This window comes from Parazoarcus communis (assembly GCF_003111665.1).
GTDB classification, from domain to species: Bacteria; Pseudomonadota; Gammaproteobacteria; order Burkholderiales; family Rhodocyclaceae; genus Parazoarcus; species Parazoarcus communis_B.
Genome location: NZ_CP022188.1, coordinates 1,204,055 through 1,219,178, shown reverse-complemented (window position 1 = coordinate 1,219,178; position 15,124 = coordinate 1,204,055). Strand labels below are relative to the sequence as shown.

The 15,124-nt window shown below is 56.0% G+C and carries 9 protein-coding genes and 2 pseudogenes; 6 read left to right on the top strand and 5 right to left on the bottom strand.

Annotated elements, in window-relative coordinates; translation table 11 throughout:
- Positions 1-93: 93 nt before the first annotated feature.
- Genes CEW87_RS05550 through CEW87_RS22340 form a run of 4 tightly spaced genes read right to left on the bottom strand, consistent with a single transcriptional unit; the run spans position 94 to position 5,688 of the window.
- Positions 94-1,911 carry a TniQ family protein gene (locus tag CEW87_RS05550; protein ID WP_108971798.1) on the bottom strand — a complete coding sequence of 606 codons (1,818 nt, stop codon included), beginning with the start codon at positions 1,909-1,911 and terminating at the stop codon, positions 94-96.
- Positions 1,908-2,921, bottom strand: coding sequence for a TniB family NTP-binding protein (locus CEW87_RS05545; RefSeq protein WP_108949917.1), 1,014 nt, complete (start codon positions 2,919-2,921; stop codon positions 1,908-1,910). The genes CEW87_RS05550 and CEW87_RS05545 overlap by 4 nt, the downstream gene beginning before the upstream one ends.
- Complete coding sequence (locus CEW87_RS05540) at positions 2,918-4,918, bottom strand: Mu transposase C-terminal domain-containing protein (RefSeq protein ID WP_108971797.1); 2,001 nt, start codon at positions 4,916-4,918, stop codon at positions 2,918-2,920. Before CEW87_RS05540 ends, CEW87_RS05545 begins: the two co-directional genes overlap by 4 nt.
- Entirely contained in the window at positions 4,915-5,688 is a 774-nt protein-coding gene (locus tag CEW87_RS22340) for a hypothetical protein (protein ID WP_159098086.1), read from the bottom strand. The genes CEW87_RS05540 and CEW87_RS22340 overlap by 4 nt, the downstream gene beginning before the upstream one ends.
- 578 nt (positions 5,689-6,266) lie before the next feature.
- Between CEW87_RS22340 and CEW87_RS05530 the strand changes: the two are divergent.
- The 6 genes and pseudogenes from CEW87_RS05530 to CEW87_RS05505 form a co-directional block, all read left to right on the top strand.
- A pseudogene (locus CEW87_RS05530) lies at positions 6,267-6,998 on the top strand (transposase); the annotation flags it as partial.
- A gap of 173 nt (positions 6,999-7,171) precedes the next feature.
- Positions 7,172-7,579, top strand: coding sequence for a DUF4113 domain-containing protein (locus CEW87_RS05525; protein WP_234421681.1), 408 nt, complete (start codon positions 7,172-7,174; stop codon positions 7,577-7,579).
- Positions 7,580-7,604: 25 nt separating this feature from the next.
- Positions 7,605-8,222: pseudogene (locus tag CEW87_RS22960) on the top strand (SOS response-associated peptidase).
- A 504-nt stretch (positions 8,223-8,726) separates the two neighbouring features.
- On the top strand, positions 8,727-9,773 hold the full coding sequence (locus CEW87_RS05515) for a DNA cytosine methyltransferase (RefSeq protein ID WP_108971794.1): 1,047 nt from the start codon (positions 8,727-8,729) through the stop codon (positions 9,771-9,773).
- Positions 9,774-10,038: 265 nt separating this feature from the next.
- The gene (gene drmD, locus CEW87_RS05510) at positions 10,039-13,179 is read left to right on the top strand and encodes a DISARM system SNF2-like helicase DrmD (RefSeq protein ID WP_108971793.1); all 3,141 of its coding nucleotides are present in this window, start codon (positions 10,039-10,041) and stop codon (positions 13,177-13,179) included.
- Entirely contained in the window at positions 13,176-13,892 is a 717-nt protein-coding gene (locus tag CEW87_RS05505; protein WP_199917125.1) for a hypothetical protein, read from the top strand. The genes drmD and CEW87_RS05505 overlap by 4 nt, the downstream gene beginning before the upstream one ends.
- 30 nt (positions 13,893-13,922) lie before the next feature.
- Here CEW87_RS05505 and CEW87_RS05500 read toward each other — a convergent pair.
- Positions 13,923-15,097, bottom strand: a protein-coding gene (locus CEW87_RS05500; protein ID WP_108971792.1) for an IS3 family transposase whose coding sequence is annotated in 2 segments (ribosomal slippage) — positions 13,923-14,836 and positions 14,836-15,097 — 1,176 coding nt in all. Because the reading frame shifts where the segments join, the coding sequence is not laid out codon by codon here.
- Positions 15,098-15,124 lie beyond the last annotated feature (27 nt).

The window sequence follows — 15,124 nt, the reverse complement described above, 5'->3', positions numbered from 1 at the left end:
ATCGACACTTTGCAGCGGACTACTCCTGAGCTCCGGGGGCACGCCAGGTTTTCGGTAGTGCCCTACTAACTATTGGTCTCATTGTGCGACCGCTCAGCTGATTAGCCGTGCGAGATCAGCCATCGCAATCAAGCCGCCCCGTTTTGTTCCTGACGCCAAGAGACACTGTCCGTGAATCGTGATGCCCATCGAAACAGCTTTCTGTGACATTGCTGAGGCCTTCGTTCCGAGCGATCGCGCTAGATCGGAGATCGGGATCCACTTCCGCCGAAAATCCGCTAGTGCCGCGTTCGACACTACACGTGTGGCTCGGCCGTGTATCAGCGTCTCAGTTGCGCTCAGGTATCCGTTATTTGTCCAAAAAGACAGGGCTTCATACTTCCAGCCGGTGATACTTTCCAGTTTCGTGAGCGTAAGTCCATCGGATAGCGCGACCGAACCGAGAATTGGCATAACCTCCGACTCGGAGAATCCGAAACCGGAGAGTTGGCCGGTGGTGTCTTCTCGGACAGGGCACAATGTTCCGTCACCGATGGCCTGGTAGAGCCGCAAAATTGCACCCGCATCTGTTGTGCGCCGTCCATTTAGCTGCGATAGCGTCAGTACCGAGTCGTCGTTGCTCGGCCGGACGCGCGTGTTGAGCTGTGCTGCGAACTCAACGATGCTTTGAGTACGAATGGGGCCCCCTTTTAGATAGCAGCCTTTCCAGTCTTGGTCTGCTTCAACGAGCTTGGCTTTTACGAGATAGTTGATGGTCGCGGGCGGAACCGCGAACGTTTCCGCTGCTTCTGAGACGGACGTCCATTCCGCACGCTCACGGACGATGCGTTCAACTTCAGCGCGTTCGATGAGCGCGAGTGTGTATGAAGGGCCCTTACGTGTTGTGTGTGATGAAACGTTACCTCGCTGAATCGCGACTCGAAGGTGTTCGCGTGTTGTGCCGATCAGCCTTGCGGCCTCTGTCAGTGCGAAGTAGCGCTGTTTGCGGTCAAGCGAAGGTGTGAGTCCGTTCTTTCCGCGTAGGTTACCCTCGAATTGATCAATCACTGCGTTTGAGAAAGCCTGCCAGACGGGTGCGAATGCGCTCGGATTAAGACATTGACGGGACAGATTGATGTACCAAGCGCCAAGTCTTCCAGTCAAATTGAATACGTTTGGATTCCCTGCCTGAAGTCGGTCACGCACATGTTGTTCGAACCTGCCCGGCCAGCTCTCAAGCATTGTCGCGACCGGTGTGAGTAGCGCAATGGCCTCATTGATGGTTTTCGGAACCGCAACTTTGCCGCGTCGGGTTTGTTGTGCCGAGTCGAAACGCACTGCGAGCATGTAGAGCAAATCTGCAAGGCGTAGATAGTCGGCCTCGGATCCCAGCTCGGTGGTACCGATAATGTCGCGCATGTCGCCAGCCAACCGCGCACTGATCCACAGATGCCCAAGAGAGGCTGGCTGAGTGTGGGCCTCTCGCAGATCGAAACCGCATCCGCAAAAAGCGATATCGTGTCGCGATTGTTGCAGCTCAACGCCGCAATTTGGGCAGTGATCTAACAGCGTTGTCCCATGTTCCGGACAAGCTGTGATGAGTGCATGTCCCCACACGCGGCGAACATATGCTCCGGACTGAAGGCACGAGGGGCAAACCGGATCGCTTGTCGTGCGTGCGAACTGCGGGTCTGAGACGCAAACCGGTTTATCGTCGGCTGGGACAAACGCCTCTAACCAGGCAGGGTCTAGTCCGAGCGCGGTTGCCAGGATTTCTCGCTCGGCCAGCACAGCGCGCACGGACGGTTTTACACCGCACGCTCGCAGCAAAGCTTTCCAACTTGAGTAGCCGTTCTTGAGCGCGAGCCGACGCATGTACCCGATCGCGCTTTCGTCGTGTTCATGGGTAAAGAGATCAAGCAAAGCGGTCATCGATGAACCGCCCCAGCGTGATGTCGAATCTGCGCGAGTTGAACCTCCGGGCTGTATGACGGGAGACAAAAATCATATCGATTGAGTTCGGCACACAATACTTGTAACAAGTGTTCGTCGTAGAGAACGTCTTGCTGGAACGGCTTTATCGATCCGTTTCCCGGGAGGTGAAGCCGGTTTGTTGTTGCTTTCAGCGCATCAATCGTGATTTTCCCATGTTCATCAAGCTGGCGAGTAAGCGCTTTAAAGAAGTTCGCCAGCAGACCCACATGCCCGGCGCTGGCAGCGTAGAGGTGCCGCACGAGCGAATCCGTTGTTAGTTTCACATCGAGTGTGCACTGGTGGTCCGAAAAAACGGAGAGAAAAGCGCGGACGCATCCGGCGAAGTTCTTGCGATCACTTGGGATGTCCCACCGGTACGGCGAGAAATCGAAGGGCGCAGGCGTGCGATTGCGCAACTGTTCATTCGTTTCTAATAGCTTAATGAGTCTGTATAGCCCGGACAGCAGGATCGACACGTTAGTTTGCTGACTAATATCTTTGATCCAATCGGAAGCTTGCCGTGGAGGGATCTTGCTCCCAACGTCGACTAAGTGCGACGCTTCATCAAATAAGATGGTGTGCGTACCGACAAGTTTGAGCTGAACATTCATCATTTTGACGAGTTCGGTGGCACGCGTTCGCCCGGTCGGGAGCGGTACGTTCAATGCTTGCATGACACTTAGCGGTAAATCCTTCGGGGCGATACCTGTCGGAATCGGTACATAGAGCACAGGTACAATTAAACGCCCTGCTTCACGGCGTGCGCAGTAGTCGCGCTCGCGCGCGAACTCGCGAAGAACTTCTGTTTTTCCGCAGCGCGAGGGGCCGACAATGAAGTCGATTTGCGGGTCAAGTCCGTCTTTGCGGCTGCGCAACAGATCGCCGATCCGCTCGTACGCGTCTTGAAACCTCGGATGATGGATTACCGTTTTCTCGACTGCTGCCCGAAGTGTGTTCTGAAAGTTCACGTACTCGTCCCCCCGCTTTTTTGCGTAGGACGTTTTTCAACTGAGAAAGTCGGAATTGAGTCATCCGTAATGAACGAGTCGTTCGAGTCCGTTTGAGCACCCGATTCGCGAGCGGCTCTCGGGATGGGTGTGGTGTGTGCACGATCAACTGCGGCCGCAAGTTTTAGTGTGTCCCGGATAGCTTTCTGCTCTTCGCGATGTCCTTTCTTTCTCCCACCGGAATGTCGTACAGGTGCGGCAAGGCTCGCTTGAGCGAGATCGAGTTCAAACTGCTTGGCAACTGCAGGTAGTGGGCCTGCGAGCCCACGAACATGGTTTCGCCGCGCTTTCGCTTCAGAGAACGAAAATGCAGGCGTCTGTTCCGTCACTTCTGCATTGACGAGCATTATTAGCTCTGCCGTATTCTTGTCCGGTACGTACACAAATCGGTAGTCTGAAGGGTTGTACCGCACAGTGACGTCCGCGTTTGGACCGTATTGCCCGATCAGGATTGCGAGGTTATCGCCCCGGAAACGAAATCCATCGATCGATACGCCCGTCTTGTTACTCAGCGACGCGGTGCGCGTCAGAAAGCGGATCTGCACCCACGATTCGCGGTTCGGCGGGAGTGGCGTTGGAAAGTGTTCTTCGGCCATTTTCCAGCGTTGGGCCGGCGTGACCCCCATATTTTGATCAAGTAAATAGTCAGCAGTGATGAATCGTTCGATGCTCTGATGAATCCAGCGCTCAAAGAAGAAGCGGACGATCCAGCGCTCCAGTTGCTCTAGCGTCATTAACTCGTCTTTCTTCGCTTCCTCCGTACGTGCTCCGTCCTCGCCCTCAAATCGAGTAAAGCCAGGAAGGCCTTCTAGCGCAATCTTTAGACTTTTATGAAGTCGTTCAACGAATGGCTTCATGTGGCCGGAATGAGCGGGCGCGCGCGTGATGTTGATTCCAAGGGTATTGAGTTCGTTGATTCGTTCAGTGCGGTTTTCGGAGCCATTATCAAGGTGAAGATCAAGAAACTGTCCGCACGGGTCGAGTTCGCAGTTAATGCCGAGTTGATCGAAGCGCTTCTTCTTCGAGAACAGTCCTACTTCGATGCACTCAAGGGTATCCTCCGCAGTGACCGGAGTTGGCACCAAGCGCCAACCCAGCGGCACGGAGGAGTAGCAGTCGACAGAGACCATGAGATATGGATTTTGCAGAATGCCTTCGGCCGTTTTAACAAGCACAGGAAGATGAACCGTATCTTGTTCGACGCGGTGCATTGGCGCACCCGGAACTATCCGATTCTTAGCAACGGCTTTCGCTGAACGAGCGATACGTGGATCGAGTCGCTTGTAGTCAAGATCGGGGTTCCAGTGCGCAACAACAACATTCTTTATGAGTTCGCGGCTCAGAGTCTTGTCTTGCGGAATAAGTCCCCGCTGAATGGCAACTGACGTCAAGTGCTTTGCGAGCCCATTGATCTGGATTTTCGATTTCTTAACCGCATATACCGCTTCTGTAGCGCTGAGGATCAGCTCTTTTACGCTCTCGCTGTAGCGGGGCACATGATTACCCCGCGCTGCATACGCTGGGATTAGTTTGAGCGGATTCTCTGCACCATCTCGCAGGATCCGGTATGCCGTGCGCTCAGAGCACATCATCTTTGTCGATCCGTCCCCCGTTTCGATGGTGGTTCCTTGCAGTGCACGGATTGCTTCGGCTGCACTCGACCCGTTTCGCATCAAGGCTTTCAGGCGATCTAGAACGGCTATATTGAATTGCTGCCGACGACGCGCCTTCGGATTGTTTGTAAGATCAACCGTTTCGCCGGTAATCGGATTCACTGAAATTCGTTTCCAGTTTCCGTTCGACAACTCGCATCGTAGCGCTGCGATGGTCGCGTAATGACGACCACCGGTGCTCTGGTTCATAAGCTCTACACGTTCAGAATCGCTCTGAATCGAACACACTGAATAGATCCCGTCGGGGGTCAGCAGCTTCTCATCTCGTCGAAGATAGCTACTCATGATTTGAACTCCAGGGGGAGCAGTTCAAGGTGAGTGATGCTTCCCCCGGCGACCGTGACCAAGGTATGGACGTTGAGACACTCTTCGTGCAAGTTGGCGCTCAAAAGACCATTCAGAACGAAGTACGCTGCGGTGCGCATGTTGAGACCGAGCGCTTTCATTGTGTGTCCCAGCGGTGCGGAGGTGTCACAAAGCAGGGTGTCGAGCTGCCCCGATAGATCTTCTGGAGTCAGCGTTTGTGGATCGCGGTTTTTCTCGGAAGATAGAACTGAAGCGTTAAAAACAAGTGGTGAGGTTTGCTCGTAGCGAAATGCAATAGTCAGAAATCCGTGCCCACGCGTTTTCAGGATTGCTTTCGCTTTCTCGACTTTGCTGATGTAGCACATGTCGCCCGGATATCGCACATCCTTTACCTCAACGACGATGCGTTGGCCATCGGCCAGTTGCAGCAAAAAATCTGGTGTGTAATCACGCTGTGTGGCGTCGACGCGTACTCGCGTGCATCGAGCGATTTCGAGCTCTTCGCGGGAGGTATAAAGCGCGCCGCTATGCACATCAACCGTGAAGGGTTGTGGTTGAAGTGCTACGACCCTTGGATCGAGGTCTGCGAGTTGCGCAACCGTTCTTTCGTTCGGAGACTCTGCAGCAATAATTCCGCCGGCTTTCCTGCAATTATAGAAAACAGCCTGGCGACCACCGATTCGCCCGAGCGTCCGATTTCCTTGAATGACATTACGTGGTGCAGATGATTTCCTTTTTTGGTTTGGCATGGTCCTGTTCTCTAATTGAGATCGCAATCTAATTCAAGAGAAAAGGAATTGCAAGACGTGAAATGAGCGATAGATCGGAATTGCGTGCCTTCTTAGATCGAAATTGTCTCGTAGATGTGTCACTTCTAAGGATAAAAATTGATCTTCCCGAAATGATGTTGCGGTGCGAAAAATTTATTAAACACTCATTAAAACAATGGCTTGAGAAGGTTTTTGTGTCGCATTCATAGTTGCGTCAGAAATTCCTAGAAGGAATTGTGTTGGGCGCAAAGATGGGCGAAGAATAATTCGGATAGCACTGCGTTTTCCAGGCGAAAAACTCGGAAAATTATTGGGAGGCGTTCTCGAAAGCTCGTGATCTCGTTCGGCGCGCGGGGCGCTGGACGCTCGGGAATTGCGTAACGCTCATTGCGCGCAGGGCACGGCTTTGGCCCCATTAGTAGGGTGATGCTAAAGTCCGTGAACGATCGGAAATGGCTTTGGCATAGAAGCGTCTCCACATCCCTCTTATGGCAACGACGCGCGGCCAACTCAATCCCCAATCCTCTATGTTTCACTTTTTCACGCCGTAATCGAGTGTGCCGGCCGATCATCCGCTGCGACGGGTGCAGCGTTTGGCAGACCGCGCTTTTGGCGTAATTTGTGCGGAGTTGGATGCGCTTTACTCGTCGGTCGGTCGGCCATCGATTCCGCCGGAGCGTCTCCTCAATGCGCAATTGCTGATCGCGCTGTATTCGGTTCGCTCCGACAGGTAGTTCTGCAGGTAGCTCGATTACAACATCCTGTTCCGCTGGTTGTTCGATATGGATCCTGAGAGTGCGATGCTGGACCAGTCGAATTTGAGTCGGCTGCGCGAGAGCTTGGTGGTAACCGACGTGGCCCGGCGCTTCTTTGATGAAATGGTCAATCTGGCCCGCAACCAGAACTTGCTGCCTTCCGACCACTTCGCTGTGGACGGCACGCTGATCAATGCCTGGGCCTCGGTCGAGTGCGTCAAACCCAAAGACGGCACCCCGCACAAGGACGGCGATGACGGCACTTGGATGGTCGACTTCAAAGGCGAGAAGCGCTCGAACTCTACGCATCAAAGCACGACAGATCCCGAGTCCCGGCACATGCGATAGGGCAACGGCCAGCTGGCCAAGCTCATCTACGGCGAGCATGTGATAGTGGAGATCCGCAACGGCCTGTGCGTCGATATCCTCATCACTGATTCGACTCATGCCGTGCGCAGTGCTGCGCGGCAGCTGCTCACTCGTGCACGCCGACGGCACATTCATCCCGAGATGCTGAGTGCCGACAAGGGCTATACCTGAAGGAGTTCCGGGCATTGAACTCTAGAAGATGGCGCCCGCGAAACATCAGATCATTAGCAGTCGGTCTTTCGGTCAGTACATCTATGAACTGTCCGAGCTGAGAGAAGCGGTGGCGAGCTACACTGGCAAGACTGCCGGCCCAGCATTCGATGGCGGGGGCGATACGGGTGTTTATCCGCACAAATACGTTCAAACAGAACGCGCCTCAATACCAGCGTACGGTCACCATCCCGCTGCCCGAGCCGAGCGCAGACACGCGCGTGCTCACCCGTTGGGCGGCTGTGATTCTTGAAATTATCTACAAGTCGGGCTTCGCCTATCAGAAGGCAGGGGTGATGCTGTCGGAACTGCGACGCAGGAACAGCATTCAGAGAAGGCTCTTTGCTGCGTCAGGTGCAGATGAACGCTCGGAGTCACTCAGGCGTGTGATGGATCAGATCAACAGTCGGTCGGGGCAGGGCACCTTGAAGCCTCTGGTGACAGGATTGGACCCCGCATGGCGAATGCGGCGGGATCAATTTTCACCCGCGTGGACAACCAACTGGAACGAACTTCCTGTGGCGCTGGCCCGATAAAGGGCGGTAAGCGTAACCTCACCCCATGTGCGCGAACTACCGACCCTCCAGCAACGAAGAACTGAACTGTTTTCTACTGCAACCGCCAGATTTTGAGTATGGCGAGGCCGACCCCGGTTCCATCGTTCCAATTGTCAGCAACTTCGCACCGCGAATGTGGGTACCTGCCTGCTTTGGCCTGGTGCCCAAGCGGGCGAAGGACGCGAGGATCGCCAGGTCCACTTACAATGCCCGCGCCGAAACGGTTGGGGAGAAACCGTCGTTCAGGGATGCCTAGCGACGTGGACAACTCTGCATCATCCCGGCGAAGGAGATCTACGAGCCGTGCTACGAGTCAGGCAAAACTTTTCGGTGGCGCATCGCCAGAAGGGATGGCAGGCCCATGGGTGTTGCAGGCATCTGGACTCGTCGCGAGGAGGCAGGAGAACTATCTGAGCGGTCGATGTCGATGCTAACGATCAATGCCGATGGAGACCCGGTAATGCAGCGGTTTCACAAACCAGAGGATGAGATGCGCTCGGTGGTGATTCTGCCGGAAGACTCGTGGAGGAACTGGTTGGGGGCAAAATCAGAGCAGGAGGCGCGCAAGTTGCTGCAGCGCTATCCGGCGGACGGGTTGAGTGTGACGGAGGCTACGAGATAGAGGTACGCGTCAGTATTCGAGCTAACTGCTTGCTTGTGGCGGGCAGATTAGGCCTGCCGAGAACCAAACATCTGATGCGAGAATTCTGGGGTGCGGTTGGAAGGGGAAAACTAATTGCATCGCGCTTCCATTAATAATGCCAAACGGGTACAAAGCACAAGGGCAGGATTCATCGATAGCCGGATACGTGCGATGATTCGCCCCTTTGTTTTCTCACGGCGTCTCAACGGAAGGCAATGCTCAATCGGATTGCTTTTCCTTTGGCACGTACATCGCGGAGTTGCTTGGTGTGAGTGGGGTCCTGCCTTGTTCGCAGATCGGAACAGGGACTCTTCGCGTCCCTCGATTACGCTGTCAGTGTAGGTGAAGGTGTAGGTTGACGAATTTGAGCTGTCGCGTTGGTGGGCCGCAGAGTATGAGGGTCGAGGCAGAACATTGACGTCTTGCCTACGACTAGTTTTGACCGCTTTATCTGCCGGTCGAGACGCAATTTGGAGCTTTGAAGTGAAAACGATTTCTTGCGTGGACCTTTTCTGTGGTGCGGGAGGACTGACGCACGGTTTCGTCCTCGAAGGGGTGCCGGTGGCCGCTGGGATCGATCTAGACCCTGCATGCCGTTTTCCCTATGAAGCCAACAACAAGGCCAGATTCGTTGAGCGTGACGTTAGTAAGGTCTCTATAGAAGAGCTGAAAGGGCTGTTTGGCGATGTCGACCTTACGGTTCTTGCGGGCTGTGCCCCGTGCCAACCCTTCTCAACCTACGCGCAACGATATGAGTTAGATGGCAAGGACGGTAAGTGGGGCCTGTTGTATGAGTTCGCGCGTCTAGCGGAAGGAGCAAAGCCTGATGTCATTACCATGGAGAACGTACCCACCGTTGCTAAGCACGAGGTGTTTCGTGATTTTGTCGAAACGCTAAAACGCATTGGCTACAGCGTCTGGTTCGATGTCGTTGACAGTTCTCGCTACGGTGTACCGCAGATGCGACGACGTATGGTGCTGCTTGCATCAAGACTTGGTGACATCAAGATGATCGATCCAACTCACGAGAAACCGAAGACGGTGCGCCAGGCGATTGGTCGTTTGCGCCCTCTGAGTGCGGGTGAGGCCGCTCCGAGGGATAAGTTACACGTCACTTCGGCGTTGTCTGAAAAGAATCTCAAACGAATTAAGGCATCGAAGCCTGGCGGCACATGGCGTGACTGGCCGGATGATCTGGTCGCCGACTGTCATCGAGCCGAAAGCGGACGTACATACCCAGGCGTTTATGGTCGTATGGAGTGGGACAAACCTGCCCCCACTATGACTACACAATGCTACGGCTTCGGTAATGGCCGTTTCGGGCACCCTGAGCAGGATCGAGCGATCTCGCTGAGAGAGGCCGCGCTCATACAGAGCTTCCCACGAGGCTATACTTTCGTTCCTCATGACGGAGAGGTAAGTTTTACGATTCTAGGTCGGCTTATCGGCAATGCGGTTCCTGTCGATCTGGGTCGTGCTATCGCACGAAGCATCAGGACCCATCTCGCATCGGGACCCGCGCTACGGTGAAGTGAAGAGCGTTTCCTTACGTTACTTGACCGAACCCGAATGCTGCGTTCTGGCACAGTTTGAGAAAGGCGAGTCGATCCGGTACGCAGACACCTATTCGAGACTGCTTGATGTCAATTGGATGGTTCTGCGATTCTGGTAACACTGGCTACCAATTGCTGCAGCGGAAGTCATCGCACTGACGGTGACCGCAGGCCGAGCGCTTCGCTGCTCACCTTCTGTTGGTGCGCGTAAGAACAGTTCAACTGGATAGGTGGAAGACCGCATGGAAATTTCGAACGCACAGATTAGCCAGGCCTACCGTGCCCGCCCTGAACCCGGCCAACTGGTAGAAGTCAGGCGACGTCAGTGGGTCGTTGCAGAAGTCATCTCTTCCAAGCTGACATCAGCCTCTGCGCAACAGAATGCCGTGACCCTCTCATCCATCGACGAGGATGGTCTAGGTGAGGAGCTTGAGGTCATCTGGGAGATCGAGCCCGGCGCGCAAATTATTGAGCGTGCAGGTCTGCCGTCAATTACTGGCCAGGATGACTCCAACACCCTCGACGCTTTTCTTGATGCGGTTCGCTGGGGTGCTGCCACCAATGCCGACCGAGGTTTTCTGCAGGCTCCTTTCCGCAGTGGCGTCAGCATTGAGGACTTCCAGCTCGACCCACTGGTGCGTGCCATCGACATGGCCCGCGTCAATCTGCTCATCGCCGACGACGTCGGCTTGGGCAAGACCATCGAAGCCGGTCTCGTCATCCAGGAGATGTTGCTGCGGCACCGTGCCCGCACCGTCCTGATCGTCTGTCCTGCATCGCTGCAGGAGAAGTGGCGCGTCGAGATGCTGGAAAAATTCGGCCTTGATTTCAGAGTCGTCGACACAGCCTACATCAAGCAGTTGCGTCGAGAGCGTGGCATCCACGCCAATCCGTGGACTTCCCACCCACGTCTGATCGCGTCCATGGACTGGGTTAAGAGCGGCGAAGGACTGCGCGCCATGCGCGACGTCCTGCCCGCACACACCAGCTACCCGCGCAAGTTCGACATGCTGGTCGTCGATGAAGCACACAACATCGCCCCAGCTGCCGGTGCGAACTATGCGCTGGAGAGCCAGCGCACACGTTTCATCCGTTCCATCAGTCCACACTTCCAGCATCGCCTGTTTCTGACTGCCACCCCTCACAACGGTTACACCGAATCCTTCACTTCGCTGCTGGAGTTGCTGGACGACCAGCGTTTCGCTCGAAACATCCTGCCCGATGAAAAGCAGTTGGGTCAGGTCATGATCCGCCGCCTCAAAAGCGATCTGGTCGATGCCGAAGGCAAGCCGCTCTATGCACAGCGCGTGTTGCAAGCGCTGCTGGCCTCGTACTCCCCACAAGAACGCGCCATTCACCAAACACTGAACGACTACTGCGCGAGCCGCGAACAGGATGCCGAAAAAGTGGGCAATGCATTCGGCACGTCGTTCGTCAACCAGTTGCTCAAGAAGCGGCTCTTTTCTTCTCCCGCCGCTTTCGCATCCACCCTTGAGAAGCACGTTGCCAGCCTGGCCAATGGTAGCCAGCGCAAGGACAAGGATGCGATGGCCGACCGCATTTTGCGCAAAGCCATCCTGCGGGTCGAAGAAGACTACGCCAACGACCAGGAGGTCGAAAACGCACAGTCCGAGGCCGTCGAAGAAGCCTCACGTCGTGCGCAACCGCTGACAGCAGCGCAGCAACAAATGCTGAACGAGTTGCGATCGTGGGCACAGACGGCCAAGAACCAGGTCGACGCCAAAGCCAAGGCGATTCTCGACTGGCTCGCCATCAATCTCAAGACCGACGGTCAGTGGAATGAGCGCCGGGTCATCTTGTTCACCGAATACCGCACTACCCATCAGTGGATGCACGAGATCCTCGCCAGCCATGGTTTCGGTGGTGATCGACTGGCGATCCTCCATGGCGGTATGCCGCAGGATGAACGCGAGAAGGTCAAAGCAGCCTTCCAGACTTCGCCCAAGGATTCAGCGGTGCGCATCCTGCTGGCCACCGATGCCGCGTCCGAAGGTATCGACTTGCAGAATCACTGTAACTGCCTCATCCATCTGGAAATCCCATACAACCCCAACGTGATGGAGCAGCGCAACGGCCGTATCGACCGGCACGGTCAGCGCCAGAAAGAGGTCTTGATCTGGCACCCCGTCGATGGCGGAGAACAAGGCAAAGCAACAATTGGCGGTCACGGCGACGACATCATCCGGGCACTGCGCAAACTCGAATCCATGCGGGCGGACATGGGCAGCGTCAACCCAGTCATCGCGCCGCAAATGTCGGGGCTGATCGAAGGCTCGCTCAAAGACCTCGATACACGCCTCGCTGAAGCCAAGATTGCCAAGGCCCGCCGCTTCGTGCGCGCCGAGCGTGAACTGAAAGACCGCGTCGCCAAGCTGCACGAACGGCTCCTGACCACGCAGCAGGATTTCCACCTCACGCCAGAGCACATCCTGATGGCGGTCAAGACGGGGCTTGTGTTGGCAGGGCGTCCGCCGCTTGAGCCTTTTCCCTTGGTCGATGCCCCAGCAGGAACTGTATTCAAGATGCCCGCGCTGTCGGGCTCGTGGGCTCGATGCCTCGAAGGGCTGCGCCACCCCCACACACTGCAAATCCGGCCAATCACCTTCGATCACGCCGTCGCCACCGGGCGTGACGACGTGGTGCTGGTTCACCTGAACCACCGACTGGTGCAGATGTGCCTGCGCTTGCTGCGCGCTGAGGTCTGGGCGCAAGACGATGTGAAGAAGTTGCATCGCGTCACGGTGCGTTCGGTGCCAGACGCCCTGATCGACGGGCCTGCCGTGGTCGTCATCTCGCGGCTGGTCGTCACTGGCGGCAATCATCATCGCCTTCACGAAGAACTGACGGCAGCCGGTGGGTATCTGGGCGATAAATCCTTCCGTCGTGAGGAAGGCGTCACCAAAGTCCAGCAATGGCTGGATCAAGCCAAACCGCTGACAGCCCCAGACTCTCTGTTCGATGCCATCCGTGTGCGTTTCGACCGTGCGCAGAGCGCCATCCTGCAGGCGGTCGACGCCCGGTCGAAAGACCGGCTCAAATTCCTGACCAACACCCTGCAATCCCGTAAGCAGCAAGAAGTGGCCGACATTGGCACCGTGCTTGATGAGCTTGAGAAAGCCATCCAGTTTGAGCTGAAAAAAGATCAGCAACCAACCCAGCTTTCCCTGTTCTCGGAAGATGAACGAACACAGCTCAGGCGCGATACCGCCGCACTGGAAGCGCGTCTTGCCCGCATTCCGGCCGAGCGCCAGCAGGAGGCTGAAGCCATCGAAACCCGCTACGCTAAACTCAACGACCGCACCTTCCCTGTCGCCGTGATCTTTCTGGTGCCTGCATCTGCCGTTCAGGGAGGTGCCGCATGAGTGCTCCCAGCGTGCATGATGATTGGCTGTCGCTGATCGAGATCTCTGGCCCCTTCCTCGCAGTTCCCGTTCTCAAGGAAGCCTTTCCGCAAGGGCTGGAAGAGCTGGATGCCACCAAGCGCAAACGTCTGCGTCAGGCCTATGAGGAATGGCGCGAAGCGCTGGAGTTGGAAGATGCGCAGTTCGCCGAGTTGCACACGGCCTGGATCGACGAAGTGCTGTCGCGCGGTCTCGAACTCGATGAAGACGGCAAAGGCGACGTTCTCAAGCGCGCCGATTGGTGCGCCACCAACCTTCAAGCTAACTTGCCAGAACATGGCGTGACGCTGTCGCCGGATCTTGCGGTGATCGATGAGCAGCGCGCCAATAAACCGCTGCTGCTGGTCCAGACCTATGCACAGGAGATCGATCTCAATGCGACCCTGAAGCAAGACGGCTGGGCCGCCACGCCCGCCGATCGCATGGTGCAATTGTGCCGTTCACTGGGTTGTCGCCTCGGGCTGGTGTCCAACGGTGAGCGCTGGATGCTGGTGGATGCTCCCGTGGGTGCCGTCAGCACCTTTGCCAGTTGGTATGCCCCCATCTGGAGCCAAGAGCCCATCACCCTGCAGGCCTTCGTGCATCTGCTCGGCATTCGGCGCTTCTTTGTCGATGAATCCGAACAACTGCCTGCGCTGTTCGATCGCTCCCTGAAGTTCCAGGACGAAGTCTGAGGTAGGTCGTCAATCGTGGAGTCCAACGGATTAAGCTGCCATCTGTTTTGCATAGTACTGCTGACTGAAAGCGGCAGGTGAGAGATAGCCAAGGCGTGCCTGCTTGCGTATGCGGTTGTAAAAGATCTCGATGTATTCGGTGATCTCACGCCTCGCCTGCTCGCGGGTGGCATAGGATTGGTGATGGACCAGTTCGTTCTTCAGAGAACCCCAGAAGCTTTCCATCGGGGCATTGTCCCAGCAGTCCGCCTTGCGACTCATTGATGCGCGCATGCCGAATTGCCGCAGCGATGTCTGATAGGTGTACGCGCAATACTGACTGCCGCGATCCGAATGGTGAATCAGCCCTTTGGTCGGTCGCTTCGCGACGACTGCTCGGAATAATGCTTTCGTAACCAGCTCTTTGGTCATCCGCTCAGCCATGGCGTAGCCGACCAATTCGCCGTTGAACAAATCCTTGACGCCAGCAAGGTATAGCCAGCCCTCATCGGTCGCAATGTAGGTGATGTCGGCCACCCAAGCCCGATTGGGCGCTGCCACATCAAATTGACGATCCAGCAGATTAGGCGCCAGCGGCAGTGAATGATTCGAATTCGTTGTCGCCTTGAATTTGCGTTTCTGCTTGCAACGCAGTCCCAGCTTTGTGCGTAACCTTTTGATGCGATACACGCTGGCCGGGATGCCGTGATCCGCAAGATCTGATTGCAGGCGTTGTGGCCCGTAGGTTTCTCGTGTGCGTCGATGCGCAACCTTGATCTCGGTCTCCAGGTGCGCATTCTCTTGCGCCCGTAACGAGGGTGGGCGTTGGCGCCAGGCGTGATAGCCGCTCTCCGAAACACTCAGCAGCCGGCACATCACCGCCACAGGGTGGTGTAGTCGCAGTTGGTCAATCTGTGCGTACTTCACCGCGACTCCTTCGCGAAATACGCCGCACATTTTTTTAGCAGATCGCGCTCCAGCTTCACTTCCGCCAATTCCTTGCGCAATCGCGCCAGCTCAACTTCCGTCTCTGTCGGCAACCGTTGGCCTTGCCCCACTTTGGCAAGCTTGCCCGCACGCGAGGCCCTGACCCAGTTGCCAAGACTGCTCTTCGGCACCGAAAGGCGCTTGGCCGCTGCATCCACCGAAAGCCCTTCTGCCTCCACCAACTTCACTGCTTCCGCCCGAAATTCCGGCGTGTAAATCCCTTTCGGCATCCGTTCCATGTGCGTCCTCCGTTCGTGCAATTTTAC

Excerpts from the sequence above, each read along its gene's own strand:
- CEW87_RS05540 (WP_108971797.1), bottom strand. The coding sequence starts at position 4,918 with ATGAGTAGCTATCTTCGACGAGATGAGAAGCTGCTGACCCCCGACGGG.
- drmD (WP_108971793.1), top strand. The coding sequence starts at position 10,039 with ATGGAAATTTCGAACGCACAGATTAGCCAGGCCTACCGTGCCCGCCCT.
- CEW87_RS05550 (WP_108971798.1), bottom strand. The coding sequence starts at position 1,911 with ATGACCGCTTTGCTTGATCTCTTTACCCATGAACACGACGAAAGCGCG.
- CEW87_RS05505 (WP_199917125.1), top strand. The coding sequence starts at position 13,176 with ATGAGTGCTCCCAGCGTGCATGATGATTGGCTGTCGCTGATCGAGATC.
- CEW87_RS22340 (WP_159098086.1), bottom strand. The coding sequence starts at position 5,688 with ATGCCAAACCAAAAAAGGAAATCATCTGCACCACGTAATGTCATTCAA.